The organism is Mycobacterium sp. 1081908.1 (assembly GCF_001673535.1).
Taxonomy (GTDB): Bacteria; Actinomycetota; Actinomycetes; order Mycobacteriales; family Mycobacteriaceae; genus Mycobacterium.
In genome coordinates, this window is sequence record NZ_LZLY01000102.1 from 1 (window position 1) to 13,605 (window position 13,605).

At 69.7% G+C, this 13,605-nt stretch carries 13 protein-coding genes and 2 pseudogenes; 10 read left to right on the top strand and 5 right to left on the bottom strand.

Features of this window, described 5'->3' with window-relative positions; translation table 11 throughout:
- Nucleotides 1-215: 215 nt before the first annotated feature.
- Nucleotides 216-740 (bottom strand): annotated as a pseudogene (locus A5655_RS15825) (CBS domain-containing protein); the annotation flags it as partial.
- Between A5655_RS15825 and A5655_RS15830 the strand changes: the two are divergent.
- A pseudogene (locus A5655_RS15830) lies at nt 724-1,275 on the top strand (RDD family protein); the annotation flags it as partial. The pseudogenes A5655_RS15825 and A5655_RS15830 overlap by 17 nt on opposite strands.
- A gap of 60 nt (nt 1,276-1,335) precedes the next feature.
- Nucleotides 1,336-2,502 (top strand): cystathionine gamma-synthase, encoded by a 1,167-nt coding sequence (locus A5655_RS15835; protein WP_067011430.1) that lies wholly within the window; start codon nt 1,336-1,338, stop codon nt 2,500-2,502.
- A gap of 143 nt (nt 2,503-2,645) precedes the next feature.
- Here A5655_RS15835 and greA read toward each other — a convergent pair whose 3' ends face one another.
- Both greA and A5655_RS15845 read right to left on the bottom strand, forming a co-directional pair.
- Nucleotides 2,646-3,140, bottom strand: a complete 495-nt coding sequence (gene greA / locus A5655_RS15840) for a transcription elongation factor GreA (protein ID WP_067011431.1) — start codon at nt 3,138-3,140, stop codon at nt 2,646-2,648.
- Nucleotides 3,141-3,364: 224 nt separating this feature from the next.
- Nucleotides 3,365-3,799: a DUF4307 domain-containing protein gene (locus A5655_RS15845; protein WP_067011432.1), complete on the bottom strand. Its 435-nt coding sequence runs from the start codon at nt 3,797-3,799 to the stop codon at nt 3,365-3,367.
- Nucleotides 3,800-3,931: 132 nt separating this feature from the next.
- Here A5655_RS15845 and mca point away from each other — a divergent pair, with 132 nt between their 5' ends.
- Genes mca through A5655_RS15865 form a run of 4 tightly spaced genes read left to right on the top strand, consistent with a single transcriptional unit; the run spans nt 3,932 to nt 7,496 of the window.
- On the top strand, nt 3,932-4,804 hold the full coding sequence (gene mca / locus A5655_RS15850; RefSeq protein WP_067011433.1) for a mycothiol conjugate amidase Mca: 873 nt from the start codon (nt 3,932-3,934) through the stop codon (nt 4,802-4,804).
- Nucleotides 4,801-5,088: a hypothetical protein gene (locus tag A5655_RS15855; RefSeq protein ID WP_067011434.1), complete on the top strand. Its 288-nt coding sequence runs from the start codon at nt 4,801-4,803 to the stop codon at nt 5,086-5,088. Before mca ends, A5655_RS15855 begins: the two co-directional genes overlap by 4 nt.
- Entirely contained in the window at nt 5,075-7,090 is a 2,016-nt protein-coding gene (locus A5655_RS15860; protein WP_067011435.1) for a thioredoxin domain-containing protein, read from the top strand. Before A5655_RS15855 ends, A5655_RS15860 begins: the two co-directional genes overlap by 14 nt.
- 22 nt (nt 7,091-7,112) lie before the next feature.
- Entirely contained in the window at nt 7,113-7,496 is a 384-nt protein-coding gene (locus tag A5655_RS15865) for a nuclear transport factor 2 family protein (protein WP_067011436.1), read from the top strand.
- Here the strand turns inward: A5655_RS15865 and A5655_RS15870 are convergent.
- A complete protein-coding gene (locus A5655_RS15870; RefSeq protein ID WP_067011437.1) occupies nt 7,493-8,245 on the bottom strand; it encodes a hemolysin III family protein in 753 nt (250 codons plus the stop codon). The genes A5655_RS15865 and A5655_RS15870 overlap by 4 nt on opposite strands.
- A gap of 135 nt (nt 8,246-8,380) precedes the next feature.
- On the opposite strand from A5655_RS15870, the gene A5655_RS15875 reads away from it, so the two are divergent.
- The 3 genes from A5655_RS15875 (at nt 8,381) to A5655_RS15885 (ending at nt 11,209) form a co-directional block, all read left to right on the top strand.
- Nucleotides 8,381-9,169, top strand: coding sequence for a (2Z,6E)-farnesyl diphosphate synthase (locus tag A5655_RS15875; protein ID WP_067011438.1), 789 nt, complete (start codon nt 8,381-8,383; stop codon nt 9,167-9,169).
- A 19-nt stretch (nt 9,170-9,188) separates the two neighbouring features.
- On the top strand, nt 9,189-10,568 hold the full coding sequence (locus A5655_RS15880) for a hypothetical protein (protein ID WP_067011439.1): 1,380 nt from the start codon (nt 9,189-9,191) through the stop codon (nt 10,566-10,568).
- A 224-nt stretch (nt 10,569-10,792) separates the two neighbouring features.
- Entirely contained in the window at nt 10,793-11,209 is a 417-nt protein-coding gene (locus tag A5655_RS15885) for a hypothetical protein (protein WP_067011440.1), read from the top strand.
- A 30-nt stretch (nt 11,210-11,239) separates the two neighbouring features.
- On the opposite strand, the gene coaA is transcribed toward A5655_RS15885, so the two are convergent.
- Nucleotides 11,240-12,178, bottom strand: a complete 939-nt coding sequence (gene coaA, locus A5655_RS15890; RefSeq protein ID WP_067011441.1) for a type I pantothenate kinase — start codon at nt 12,176-12,178, stop codon at nt 11,240-11,242.
- 116 nt (nt 12,179-12,294) lie between these two features.
- Here coaA and glyA point away from each other — a divergent pair, with 116 nt between their 5' ends.
- Entirely contained in the window at nt 12,295-13,575 is a 1,281-nt protein-coding gene (gene glyA, locus A5655_RS15895; protein ID WP_067011442.1) for a serine hydroxymethyltransferase, read from the top strand.
- Nucleotides 13,576-13,605: the final 30 nt, after the last annotated feature.

Below are 13,605 nucleotides of genomic sequence, written 5' to 3' on the forward strand. Positions count from 1 at the left end.
GCGCGGCGCCGTCACTAGGCTGATCGTCGATGAGCGCCGTCGGCGACCACACGTTCAAGGGATTGGCCACCCGCCCCGGGGGGTGGCGGGTAGGACTCGCCGGGCGACGGTTGATCGGACATGGGCAACCCTCCACTGAGTTAGCTGAACCAGGCCGAATTACAGTACCTGCCGGGCCTGCGCAGCGGTATAAGCGCGAATCGCCGCGCGCCGCGCTAACGCCGGACCGTCGTTCCGCGGGGCCCGTCCGACAGGAATCCCAACAGGTCGTAGCGGGTGATCACGCCGACCGGCTTGCCCTCCTCCACCACCATCAGGGCGTCCCAGTCGCGCAGCGCCTTGCCCGCCGCGCTGACCAACTCGCCGGCGCCGATCATCGGCAGCGGCGGGCTCATGTGCAGCGACACCGCATCGGCCAGCTTTGCCCGGCCCTCGAAGACGGCCGACAGCAGCTCGCGTTCGGAAACGCTGCCGGCGACCTCGCCGGCCATCACCGGCGGCTCGGCGCCGACCACGGGCATCTGCGAGACGCCGTACTCGCGCAGGATGCCGATGGCGTCGCGCACGGTCTCGGCCGGATGGGTGTGCACCAGATCGGGCAGCGCCCCCGACTTGCGGCGCAGCACGTCGCCGACGCTGAACTCCTCCGTCGACCCGTCGAGGCGCGCCCGCAGGAACCCGTACGACGACATCCAGGCGTCGTTGAAGATCTTGGACATGTAGCCCCGCCCGTCGTCGGGCGGATTTGCGCCGCCCCCACCCGGACCGGCGATCCGCGCCTTGCCGACGGAGTCCTACACGCCGTGGGTCACCCGGGTGCTGGCGTTCATCATCGACAACATCCCGGCCGGCGTCCTCGTCGGCATCGGCGCGCTCATCCAGGCGCTGACCACGCAACAGTCGTGCGTCAGCGACATCACCCAGTACAGCGTCAACCAGTACTGCGTTAACCAGCCCAGCGGCATCGGCACGATGGCGTTCTGGTTGGCGTGGCTGGCCGCGGTGGCCTACCTGGTCTGGAACTACGGCTACCGCCAGGGCATCACGGGCTCGAGCGTCGGCAAGTCGGTGATGAAGTTCAAGGTGGTCAGCGAGGTGACCGGCCAGCCGCTGGGTTTCGCGATGTCGGTGGTGCGCCAGATCGCGCACTTCGTCGACTCGCTCATCTGCTACATCGGCTACCTGTTCCCGCTGTGGGACGCCAAGCGGCAAACATTGGCGGACAAGATCATGACGACGGTGTGCCTGCCGATCGAAGAGGGCGCGGCGGCCTGAATCCGGCGGGCATTTGGTCGGCGGGGCGGTGGCGCGGCGCCGTCACTAGGCTGATCGTCGATGAGCGAGGACCGTAGCGGAGACCACACGTTCAAGGGATTGGCCACCAAGGCGATCCACGCCGGCTACCGTCCGGATCCGGCGACCGGGGCGGTGAACGCCCCGATCTACGCAAGCAGCACGTTCGCCCAGGACGGCGTCGGCGGCCTGCGCGGCGGATTCGAGTACGCGCGCACCGGCAACCCGACACGGGCCGCGCTCGAGGCCTCGCTGGCGGCCGTCGAGGAGGGCGCCTTCGCGCGCGCGTTCGGCTCCGGGATGGCCGCCACCGACTGCGCCCTGCGCGCGATGCTGCGGCCCGGCGATCACGTCGTCATCCCCAACGACGCCTACGGTGGCACCTTTCGGCTGATCGACAAGGTGTTCACCAAGTGGAACGTCGAGTACACGCCGGTGGCGCTGTCCGACCTGGACGCCGTCGCGGGCGCGATCACCGCACAGACCCGGCTGATCTGGGTGGAAACGCCGACCAACCCGTTGCTGACGATCGCCGACGTCGCCGCGATCGCCGAACTGGGCAAGCGGAACTCCGCAAAGGTGTTGGTGGACAACACCTTTGCGTCGCCGGCGCTGCAGCAGCCGTTGACGCTGGGCGCCGACGTGGCGCTGCACTCGACCACGAAATACATCGGCGGGCACTCCGACGTGGTGGGCGGCGCGCTGATCACCAACGACCCGGAGCTGGACGACGCGTTCGCATTCCTGCAGAACGGGGCGGGCGCGGTGCCGGGCCCGTTCGACGCCTACCTGACGATGCGCGGTCTGAAGACCCTGGTGCTGCGGATGCAGCGGCACAGCGAAAACGCTTGCGCGGTGGCGGAATTCCTCGCCGAGCACCCGTCGGTAAGCGCGGTGCTGTATCCGGGCCTGCCCGACCACCCCGGCCACGAAATCGCCGAGCGGCAGATGCGCGGCTTCGGCGGCATGGTCTCGGTGCGCATGCGCGGGGGCCGGCGGGCCGCCGAGGAGCTCTGTGCCCGCACCGAGGTGTTCATCCTGGCCGAGTCGCTGGGCGGCGTGGAGTCGCTGATCGAGCTGCCCAGCGCCATGACGCACGCGTCGACGGCCGGTTCGCAACTCGAAGTGCCCGACGACCTGGTGCGGCTCTCGGTCGGCATCGAGGACGTGGCCGACCTGCTGGCCGACCTCGAACAGGCGCTGGCTTAGTACGGCCACCCCGCCACGGCGCCGAGCGTGAAGCTGCGCCGGGATTCCGCGCTGATTTTCGCCGTGGCTTCACGCTCGGTGTTGGTGCTATGAGCGCAATCCCCGCCGCGGGGGGAGCCGCCCAGACGGCTGCTCGCGCTGGCTTAGGAGTGGTACGGCTCCGCGCTGACCAGGGTGACCTCGACGGTGTTGCCGTTGGGCACCGTGTAGCTGCGGGTCTCGCCGACCTTGGCGTCGATCAGGGCGCCGCCCAGCGGTGAGTTCGGCGAGTACACCTCGAGCTTGCCGTCGTTGACGCCCTCCTGGCGGGTGGCGATCAAGAACGTCTCGCTGTCGGACTTGTCCCCGTTGTAGTAGACCTTGACCACCGAGCCGGGCAGCGCGACGCCGGACTGCTTGGGCGCCTCGCCGACCTTGGCGTTGTTGAGCAGGTCCTGCAGCTGGCGGATGCGGGCCTCCTGCTGACCCTGCTCCTCGCGGGCGGCGTGGTAGCCGCCGTTCTCGCGCAGATCGCCCTCTTCGCGGCGGTCGTTGATTTCCGCGGCGATGACCGGACGATTCGCGATCAACTGGTCGAGCTCGGCCTTGAGTCGGTCATGTGACTCCTGGGTCAGCCAGGTCACCTGAGTGTCCGTCATCTCGTCGTGCTCCTCGTATTTCTGTCTCGTTCGCGTAGTCGCGCAAGTTTTTGCACCCCGCTGCCTGGGTGTATCCGGGTCCCGCCCCGCCCTACCGCCGCTCCGTTCTTCCGACGGCCTTAATGCAGCAATACACGGTCCCTAAGGGAACCGTGCATTCATCCATGTTACCACCGCGCAAACAGATGATGACTCAATATTCGCTGTTGGTCTTGATCCTGCGGTCAGGCCGGACGCAGGTAGCCGGGCACATCGGTCCCGCAACCGTAGACGTCGGCCATCACCGGCGGCCGGACGGATTTCACCGTCGTCGTCACCTGCACGGTGGCCTGGTCGGACGGCGGTACCAGCACCTCGCGCCTGCCGGTCTCGCCGCCGTCCTTGGCCCGGACCCGCACGATGCAATCCACCGGGCGCGACGGGTCGGATCGCGTCACGCTGATCGTTACCGACGCCGTCTCGTTGTCGATCACCTGGTAGCCGGCCAGCGAGCCCGCGACGTCGCTGGTGCCGAGTCGCTGGTAGCCCACCACGGCGACGACGACACCCACGGCAACGACCAGCACGGCCAGACCGATGGCCACCCAACGACGCGATACGCGCGACAGCCGCGAACGCCCGTAGCGCGCCTCGGGGCGCGGAAGGGAGGTTTCAGTCATGCCTGGGTATGCCTGGGTAGACGGGCTGCCGGACGCCGGCCGACAGGGTGCAACGATCGGAACTGGAATTATAAGGTCGCTTCTAGCACTTCTAGCCCTGCAGGGGCGACCAGCGAACCGACAAGGGGGCACGTGAGCGAACTGCGGTTGATGGCGGTGCACGCCCACCCCGACGACGAGTCGAGCAAGGGTGCGGCCACCCTGGCGCGCTACGCAGACGAGGGTCACCGGGTATTGGTGGTGACGCTGACCGGCGGCGAGCGCGGCGAGATTCTCAACCCGGCGATGGACCTGCCCGATGTGCTGGAACACATGGCCGAAATCCGCCGTGACGAGATGGCCAAGGCGGCGGAGATCCTCGGGGTGGAGCACACCTGGCTGGGCTTCGTCGACTCCGGCCTGCCCCAGGGCGACCCGCCGCCCCCGCTGCCCGAGGGCTGCTTCGCGCTGGTGCCGCTGGAGGAACCGGTCGAGGCGCTGGTGCGCGTGATCCGCGAGTTCCGGCCCCACGTGATGACCACCTACGACGAGAACGGCGGCTACCCCCACCCCGACCACATACGCTGCCACCAGGTTTCGGTCGGCGCCTTCGAGGCCGCCGGCGACTACGCCCGCTTCCCCGACGCGGGCGAGCCGTGGACGGTGTCCAAGCTGTACTACAACCACGGCTTCCTGCGGGCGCGGATGCAGCTGCTGCACGACGAATTCGTCAAGCGCGGCCAGGAGGGCCCGTTCCAAAAGTGGCTCAAGCACTGGGATCCCGAGCACGACCCGTTCGAGTCCCGGGTGACGACGCGGGTCGAGTGCTCGGCGTATTTCAGCCAGCGCGACGACGCCCTGCGCGCGCACGCCACCCAGATCGACCCGAACGCCGAGTTCTTCGCCGCGCCCATCGAATGGCAGCAGCGGCTCTGGCCCACCGAGGAATTCGAGCTGGCCCGCTCCCGTGTGCCGGTCAAGCTGCCCGAGGACGACCTGTTCGCCGGGATCGAGGATGACGGGTGACGCATCATCTCCTGAAGGTGATCGCCGACGGCCCCCACAACCACGGGCCCGACTTCGGCAAGGCCAGTCCGGTCGGGCTGCTCGTCGTCGTGCTGCTGGTGGTCGCGACCCTGTTCCTGTTGCGGTCGATGAGCCGGCAGCTGAAGAAGGTTCCGAAGACGTTCGACCCGGAGCACCCCGAGCCCGATCAGGCCGCCGACGAGGGCACCGACACCCTCGGCGAGGGGCCCGGCCCGGCGAGCGGACCCACGCGTGCGCCAGGACCCGGCGATGAGCCCGGCTGACGCCGCCGGAACCAACACCCTCGGTCTGGCCACCAGCCCGTACCTGCGTCAGCACGCCGACAACCCGGTGCATTGGCAGCAGTGGACCTCGCAAGCGCTGGCGGACGCCGCGGCGCGCGACGTGCCGATCCTGCTGTCCATCGGCTACGCCGCCTGCCACTGGTGTCACGTCATGGCCCACGAATCGTTCGAGGACGACGAGGTGGCCGCGGTGATGAACGCGGGATTCGTGTGCATCAAGGTCGACCGCGAGGAACGACCCGACATCGACGCGGTGTACATGAACGCCACGGTCGCGCTCACCGGGCATGGCGGGTGGCCGATGACGTGTTTCCTGACACCTGACGGCCGCCCCTTCTTCTGCGGCACGTACTACCCGAAAGACGGCTTTTTGCAACTCCTTTCGGCCGTGTCCGCGACGTGGCGGGACCGCCGCGGCGAGGTCGAGGAGGCCTCCGACCACATCGCCGGGGAGCTGCGCAACATGTCCGGGGGGCTGCCGTCGGGCGGCCCCGACGTCGCGCCGGCGCTGTGTGACCATGCCGTCGCCTCCGTGCTCGGCGACCAGGACATGGCGCACGGCGGGTTCGGGGGCGCCCCCAAATTCCCGCCGTCGGCGATTCTCGAGGCGCTGCTGCGCAACCACGAGCGCACCGGGTCGGCGGCGGCGCTGGAGGCGGTGGCGCGCACGGGCAACGCGATGGCGCGCGGCGGCATCTACGACCAACTCGCCGGCGGCTTCGCCCGCTACAGCGTCGACAACGCTTGGGTGGTACCGCATTTCGAGAAGATGCTCTACGACAACGCGTTGCTGCTGCGCGCGTACGCCCACTGGGCGCGCCGCACCGGCGACCCGCTGGCCCGCCGGGTCGCCGCCCAGACCGCGGGGTTCCTCGTCGGCGCGCTGACCGACGGTGACATGTTCGTCTCGTCGCTGGACGCCGACGCCGACGGCCGCGAGGGCTCGACCTATGTGTGGACACCGGCGCAGCTGACCGAGGTGCTCGGCGCCGACGATGGTCCCTGGGCGGCAGAGCTTTTCGCGGTCACCCCGGCCGGCACCTTCGAGCACGGCAGCTCGGTGCTGCAGTTGCCCGCCGACCCGGACGACCCGCAACGGGCCGAACGGGTCCGCGCCGCGCTGCTCGCCGCGCGGCTCACCCGAGCGCAGCCCGGGCGCGACGACAAGGTCGTCACGTCCTGGAACGGGCTGGCGATCACCGCGCTGGCCGAGGCCAGTGTGGCGTTGGAGGACCCCGAATTGGCCGCTGCCGCAAGGCGTTGCGCGCTCTCGCTGCTGGCCCTGCACGTCGTCGACGGCCGGCTGCGGCGCGCCAGCCTGGGCGGGGTGGTCGGCGACAGCCCCGGCATCCTGGAGGATCACGCGATGCTGGCCACCGGCCTGCTCGCGCTGTACCAGCTGACCGCCGAGGAGTCGTGGCTGACCGCGGCGACCGACTTGCTGGACACAGCGCTGCGCCACTTCGCCGACCCGCAGCGGCCCGGCCGCTGGTTCGACACCGCCGACGACGCCGAGCAATTGGTGCTGCGCCCCGCCGACCCGCTGGATGGCGCCACGCCGTCGGGCGCGTCGTCGATCACCGAGGCGTTGCTGACCGCGGCGCACCTCGTCGACGGGGAACGCGCGGAGCGGTACCTGCGGGCGGCGGGTGAGGCCCTAGGCGCGCACTCGCTGCTGCTGGAGCGCGCGCCGCGGTCGGCCGGGCATTGGCTGGCCGTCGCCGAAGCCGCGGTGCGCGGGCCGCTGCAGGTCGCGGTCGCCTGCGACCCGTCGCGGTCCCCGCTGCTGGCCGAAGCGCGCCGGCTGGCGCCCGGCGGGGCGATCGTCGCGGGCGGCGAGCGGGATTCGTCGGCGCTGCTGGCCGGCCGGGACCGGGTCGGCGGCGCCGACGCGGCCTACGTGTGCCGCGGCCGGGTGTGCGACCTGCCGGTGACCGGGGCGGCCGAACTGGCGGCGGCCCTAGATGTTTCGGGAGGGTAGCCCGGAGGCTACCCTGCGTCCCATGCCAAACGCCTCGGACCGCGTCCACGCGATCACGGACACCGTCAACCGCTACATCGAGCTCGTCGCCAAGGGCAGCGCCGACGACCTGGTGGACCTGTACGCCGACGACGCGACCGTCGAGGACCCGGTCGGGGGAGAGGTGCACATCGGGCGCCAGGCGATCCACGGCTTCTACTCCGCGGTCGACGACGTGCAGCGCGAATGCGAGCTGGTGTCACTGCGGGTGGCCGGCAATGAGGCGGCGTTCCAGTTCCGCCTGACCGTCACCGCGGGGGAACACCGGATGGTGATCGAGCCGATCGACGTCATGGTCTTCGACGACCGCGGCAAGGTCACCGCGATGAAGGCCTACTGGTCGGCCGCGGACGTGACGCAGCTCTAGGCGGGGTTGCCGACGTAGAAGACGGCGAACCACATCGCGATGTAGTGCAGGATCGCCGCGATCGCCGTGAAGGCGTGGAAAAACTCGTGATAGCCGAACGTCTTTGGCCACGGGTCCGGCCAGCGCAGCCCGTAGAGCAGCCCGCCGACGCTGTAGAACGCGCCGCCGGTTGCGAGCAGCACCATCGCCGCCACCCCGGCGACGTGGATGATCGTCGGCGCATACCAGACCGCCACCCAGCCCAGCAGCAGGTACAGCGGCACGCCCACCCAGCGCGGCGCCGTCGGCCAGCACACCTTCAGCACGATGCCCGCCAGCGCGCCGCCCCACACGATCCACAACACCGTGCGCCCGTCGGCTGGCGGCATCGCCAGCATCGCGAACGGCGTGTAGCTGCCGGCGATGAACAGGAAGATCATCGAATGGTCGAGCCGCTTCATCAGGTTGCGGCTCTTCTCGGACTTCCAGGTGACGCGGTGGTAGGTGGCGCTGACCGCGAACATCGCCACGGTCGCCAGCGCGTAGGCGAACGTCGTCAGCCCGGCGCGGGTGGACGCCACCGCCCACGACACCGACACCAGGCTCGCGCCGCAGACGATCGCCAGCCACGCCGAGTAGAAGTGAATCCAGCCGCGCATGCGGGGCTTGGAAATGGCCTCGACGGCCCCCTCGACGAGCTGTTCGACGGGGTTGCCGGGCGCGATCGCCTCGGGATCCGGGTTGGTGGGCGTGCTGGTCTTGCTGCTCATGTCTCCTGATGCCTCGACTTGGGGCCGTTAGAACCAACAGTAGCGGCGAATGATCACGACCCGGTGTTGGACGTGCGGTGGGGTTGCGCAAATCCAGGCCGGAATTTGGGGTCGCTCACAGTAGGGTGGAGCTTCGTGGAGATCATCCCGCCGCGGCTCAAGGAGCCGTTGTACCGCGTCTATGAGCTGCGGCTGAGGCAGGGTCTGGCGGCCACGAAATCCGAACTTCCCCGCCACATCGCGGTGCTGTGCGACGGAAACCGGCGCTGGGCGCGCAACGCCGGTTACGACGACGTGAGCTACGGCTACCGGATGGGGGCCGCCAAGATCGCCGAGATGCTGCGCTGGTGCCAGGAGGCCGGCATCGAGATGACGACGGTGTACCTGCTCTCCACCGAAAACCTGCAACGCGACCCCGACGAGCTGGCCGGCCTCATCGAGATCATCACCGACGTGGTCGAGGAGATCTGCGCCCCGGCCAACCGCTGGAGCGTGCGCACCGTCGGGGACCTGGCGCTGATCGGTGAAGAGCAGGCCCGCCGGGTGCGCGACGCGGTGGAATCGACCCCGGCCGTCGCGCCGTTCCACGTCAACGTCGCCGTCGGCTACGGCGGCCGCCGGGAGATCGTCGACGCGGTGCGGGCGCTCTTGAACAAAGAACTCGCCAACGGTGCCAGCGCCGAGGAGCTCATCGACGCGGTGACCGTGGACGGTATCTCCGAAAACCTTTACACCTCCGGGCAACCCGACCCCGACCTGGTGATCCGCACCTCGGGGGAACAGCGGCTGTCGGGGTTTTTGCTGTGGCAGAGCGCCTATTCGGAGATGTGGTTCACCGAGGCGCACTGGCCCGCGTTCCGGCGCGTCGACTTCCTGCGCGCGCTGCGTGACTACAGCCAACGGCATCGGAGGTACGGCAAGTAACCCGTGCCACACTGGATGCATGGCTGCGCTGTCGGCGGTGGTGTTCACGCTGAGTGGGTGGCTGGGGTTGTATCTGCTGGCCCGTGATCCGCGTAAGCCGGTGCTGGCGCTGGCGGCGATCGGGCTGTGCGGTTTCGCGCTGGTTGTGGCGCTGGACGCGGTGCGCACGGCCGGCACCGGGCACCTCGCGCTCCTCGGCCGGCTCGAGATCTATCTCGCCGCGGTCCCCAGCGTGGCGTGGTTCGCGGTGCTCGTCGAGCTCTCCCGGCCGGGCGACCGCTGGCGGGCGCGCACCGGCGAGTTGCTGCTCGTCGGCGGTGTGGGCGCGCTCATCCTGCTCGGCGCGGCGCTGGCCGGCAGCGTCGAAGGGCCGCTGCGGCTGGGGCACCTGCTGATGATGGCGGTGATCTCGACGTCCACGTTGGGCGCGATGGTCGTCGCGGTTCGGCGGCCCGCCCAGCCCACCCCAGTCGTGGGCGTCGTGGTGGTCGCGACCCTGTTCTTCGCCCTGGCCAACGCCATCCTGATCATCCCGTTGGGCATCGTGCCGAGCTGGCTTGCCCTGGCGTCGACGGGCTGCGACGTCCTGACGCTCGGCGTGGCGGTGGCCCTGTGGGACGCCTTCGACGAGGGCCAGGCGCTGCGCGCCGACATGCTGCGCTCGTTCTCCGGTTCGATGGCGGTCGCGGTGCTGTTCGGCGGCCAGGCGCTGATCGGCCTGACCCTGACCCGCGGGGAGCCCACCGCGCAGAGCGTGCTCACGGTGCTGCTGTTCACCACCCTGGCGATCGCGATCGCGGTGCAGGTGCTGGCCGACCCGCTGGCCGGCGTGCTGGACCGGCTGGCGTTCTCCCGGTCGCCCGCGCTGCGCGCCGACCGGGCCGCGCTGCGGCACACCGGCGCGGCGCTGCCGCTGCGCTCGGTCGATCCCCGCAAGGACCTTCAGCACATCGATGACGACGCCTTCGCCCGCCTCACCCGCCGCGCGCTGGGCCACTACGCCGACCTGACCAAGCTCGTCGCCAGCCCGCTGACCGCGTTGCCCGTGATCGACGAGCGACTGGCCGCACGCGGCGCCCCCGACCACCCGGTGGAGCGGGCGAACGAGCTCAAGGCCGTTCTCGCCGACGGCATCGCCCGGCTCAAACCCCGCGACGCGGGCGATTTCGGGACCACCGAGGAATGGCGCTACTACAACTCCCTGTACTTCCCGTACGTCGTCGGGGTGCGCGCGTACGCGCAGAACGCCACCGCGGCCGGCCTGGACCCCACTGCCCGGCAGGCCTGGCACTGGCTGGTCACCGAGGTGCCGCAGCGTTCGCTGCACAACTGGCAAAACGCCGCCGCCCGGCTCATCGCCGCCGATCTGCGCGGACGGGTGCCGGTCCCCAGCGACTAGCGGCTCGCGAGACGTAAACGCGGCGCGGAGCAACCGATCAGGCCACCAGCCCCACGATTTGTGACACGTGTGGAATTAATTGGCGCCAGGCGGGAATAGCCGGGCGAAATGCCTCGTCCTTGTATCCGTGGCAGCAGTTGGCAGCGCCACGCGTCGATATGGCAGTGCTCCGGCGGCACGCTCAAACCAGATCGACCCCCTACGCCATCGCTAGGAGTAATCACATGACCGCTGTTTCTGGTCTCCCCACCCGCCCCCTGTACGACTCGACCGACTCGCTGCTGCGTTTCGCCATGCGCGCCGACGCCACGCTGACGGGGCTGTGCGGCCTGGCCGTCGCCTTCTTCGCCGACCCGATCTCGTCGCTGACCGGCCTCACGTCGGGCCAGGAATACGCGATGGGCGCGTTCTTCGTGCTCGCCGGCCTCGTCGTGTTCAGCCTCGCCGCGGCGCCGGACCTGCGCCGCGTCGGGATCGGCATCATCGTGGCCAACGTCGTCTTCACGCTGGCCGCGATCGTGGCCGCCGGGGCAGTGCCCATGTTGACCGCAACCGGGGTGGCGGCGACGCTGGCCACCGGCGTCTACACGGCGGCGTTCGCCGGCCTGCAGTACCTGGGAGTGCGTCGCCTCGCGACGTAGCTTTTCCGCGCCTCCGGCCCGGTTCCCGCGCTACAGCTTGCGCAGGCGGAGGCGATTGATGGAGTGGTCGGCGTCCTTGCGCAACACCAGGGTGGCGCGGGGCCGGGTCGGCAGGATGTTCTCGACCAGGTTGGGTCGGTTGATCGACCGCCAGATCTCGCGCGCGGCGGCGACGGCCTTGGTGTCGTTGAGCGCCGAGTAGTGGTGGAAGTGTGACTCCGGGTCGGCGAACGCCGTGCCGCGCAGCGACAGGAACCGCGACACGTACCACTGCTCGATGTCCTCGATCCGGGCGTCGACGTATAGCGAGAAGTCGAACAGGTCCGACACCATCAGGGTCGGACCGGTCTGCAGGACGTTGAGGCCCTCCAGGATCAGGATGTCGGGGTGGCGGACCACGTGCTTGGCTCCCGGAATGATGTCGTACTTCAGGTGCGAATAGACCGGCGCGCACGCGTAGTCGGAGCCGGATTTGACCGACGTCACGAACCGCATCAGCGCCCTGCGGTTGTAGCTTTCCGGAAAACCCTTGCGGTGCATCAGGTTTCGCCGGTCCAGCTCGGCGTTCGGGTAGAGGAAGCCGTCGGTGGTCACCAGGTCGACCCGGGGGTGGTGATCCCAGCGGGCCAACAGCGCCTGCAGCACGCGGGCCGTCGTCGATTTGCCGACGGCCACGCTGCCCGCCACCCCGATGACGAACGGCACCGGCCGGTCCGGGTTCTGCTGGGGTTCCCCGAGGAATTCCGCGGTGGCGGCGAACAGCCGCTGGCGCGCCGCGACCTGAAGGTGGATCAGCCGGGCCAGCGGCAGGTAAACCTCTTCGACCTCCAGCAGGTCGATCTGCTCACCGAGACCACGCAGCCCGACCAGTTCCTCCTCGGTGAGGGCCAGCGGCGTCGACATGCGAAGCGCACGCCACTGTTTTCGGTCGAACTCCACATAAGGGCTCGGCTCGCTAGGCCGCGGCATAGTGGTCAAGTGTGGCAGGGGCGGACGCGCGCCCGACGGCTGGGCTGGCGAAAACCGCGCTGGATAGACTGGCAGCCGTGACTGCCGCACCCGACGCCCGTACCTCCTCCGCACTGATGTCGGCCCCGCTCGCCGAGGTCGACCCCGACATCGCCGAGTTGCTGGACAAGGAGCTGCACCGGCAACGCGACACCCTGGAGATGATCGCCTCCGAGAACTTCGTGCCCCGCTCGGTGCTGCAGACCCAGGGCAGCGTCCTGACCAACAAGTACGCCGAGGGATTGCCCGGCCGGCGCTACTACGGCGGATGCGAGCACGTCGACGTTGTGGAGAACATCGCCCGCGACCGGGCGAAGGCGTTGTTCGGCGCCGAGTTCGCCAACGTCCAGCCGCATTCGGGCGCCCAGGCCAACGCCGCGGTGCTGCACGCCCTGATGTCGCCCGGGGAGCACCTGCTCGGCATGGACCTCGCCAACGGCGGCCACCTCACCCACGGGATGAAGCTGAACTTCTCCGGCAAGCTGTACGAGGCCGGCTTTTATAGCGTGGACCCGAAGACGCACCTGGTCGACATGGACGCGGTGCGGACCAAGGCGCTCGAGTTCCGGCCCAAGGTGATCATCGCCGGCTGGTCGGCCTACCCGCGGATCCTCGACTTCGCCGCGTTCCGGTCGATCGCCGACGAGGTCGGCGCCAAGCTGTGGGTGGACATGGCGCACTTCGCCGGGCTCGTCGCCGTGGGCCTGCACCCGACGCCGGTGCCGCACGCGGACGTGGTGTCCACGACCGTGCACAAGACGCTGGGCGGCGCCCGGTCCGGGATGATCCTGGGCAAGCAGGAGTACGCCAAGGCCATCAACTCCGCGGTGTTCCCGGGCCAGCAGGGCGGCCCGTTGATGCACGTCATCGCGGGCAAGGCGGTCGCGCTCAAGATCGCCACCACCCCCGAGTTCGCCGACCGCCAGCAGCGCACGCTGTCCGGGGCGCGCATCATCGCCGACCGGTTGCTGGCGGCCGACGTCGCCAAGGCCGGCGTCTCGGTGGTCAGCGGCGGCACCGACGTGCACCTGGTGCTGGTCGACCTGCGCGACTCGCCGCTGGACGGCAAGGCCGCCGAGGACCTGCTGCACGAGATCGGCATCACCGTCAACCGCAACGCTGTCCCGAACGACCCCCGGCCCCCGATGGTGACGTCGGGGCTGCGGGTGGGAACGCCGGCGCTGGCCACCCGCGGTTTCGGGGACGCGGAGTTCACCGAGGTCGCCGACATCATCGCCACCGCCCTGGCGGCCGGCGCCTCGGCGGACGTGTCGGCGCTGCGGCAGCGGGTTACCCGCCTGGCCAGGGATTTCCCGCTCTACGAGGGCCTGGAGAACTGGACGCTCGTCGACCGCTGACGGGGTTAGGGACCAAAGTCACCATTCGGC

Bases quoted from the DNA above. Each gene is read 5' to 3' on its own strand.
- A5655_RS15835 (WP_067011430.1), top strand. From the start codon at position 1,336: ATGAGCGAGGACCGTAGCGGAGACCACACGTTCAAGGGATTGGCCACC.
- greA (WP_067011431.1), bottom strand. From the start codon at position 3,140: ATGACGGACACTCAGGTGACCTGGCTGACCCAGGAGTCACATGACCGA.
- A5655_RS15845 (WP_067011432.1), bottom strand. From the start codon at position 3,799: ATGACTGAAACCTCCCTTCCGCGCCCCGAGGCGCGCTACGGGCGTTCG.
- A5655_RS15860 (WP_067011435.1), top strand. From the start codon at position 5,075: ATGAGCCCGGCTGACGCCGCCGGAACCAACACCCTCGGTCTGGCCACC.
- A5655_RS15865 (WP_067011436.1), top strand. From the start codon at position 7,113: ATGCCAAACGCCTCGGACCGCGTCCACGCGATCACGGACACCGTCAAC.
- A5655_RS15870 (WP_067011437.1), bottom strand. From the start codon at position 8,245: ATGAGCAGCAAGACCAGCACGCCCACCAACCCGGATCCCGAGGCGATC.
- A5655_RS15880 (WP_067011439.1), top strand. From the start codon at position 9,189: ATGGCTGCGCTGTCGGCGGTGGTGTTCACGCTGAGTGGGTGGCTGGGG.
- A5655_RS15885 (WP_067011440.1), top strand. From the start codon at position 10,793: ATGACCGCTGTTTCTGGTCTCCCCACCCGCCCCCTGTACGACTCGACC.
- coaA (WP_067011441.1), bottom strand. From the start codon at position 12,178: ATGCCGCGGCCTAGCGAGCCGAGCCCTTATGTGGAGTTCGACCGAAAA.
- glyA (WP_067011442.1), top strand. From the start codon at position 12,295: ATGTCGGCCCCGCTCGCCGAGGTCGACCCCGACATCGCCGAGTTGCTG.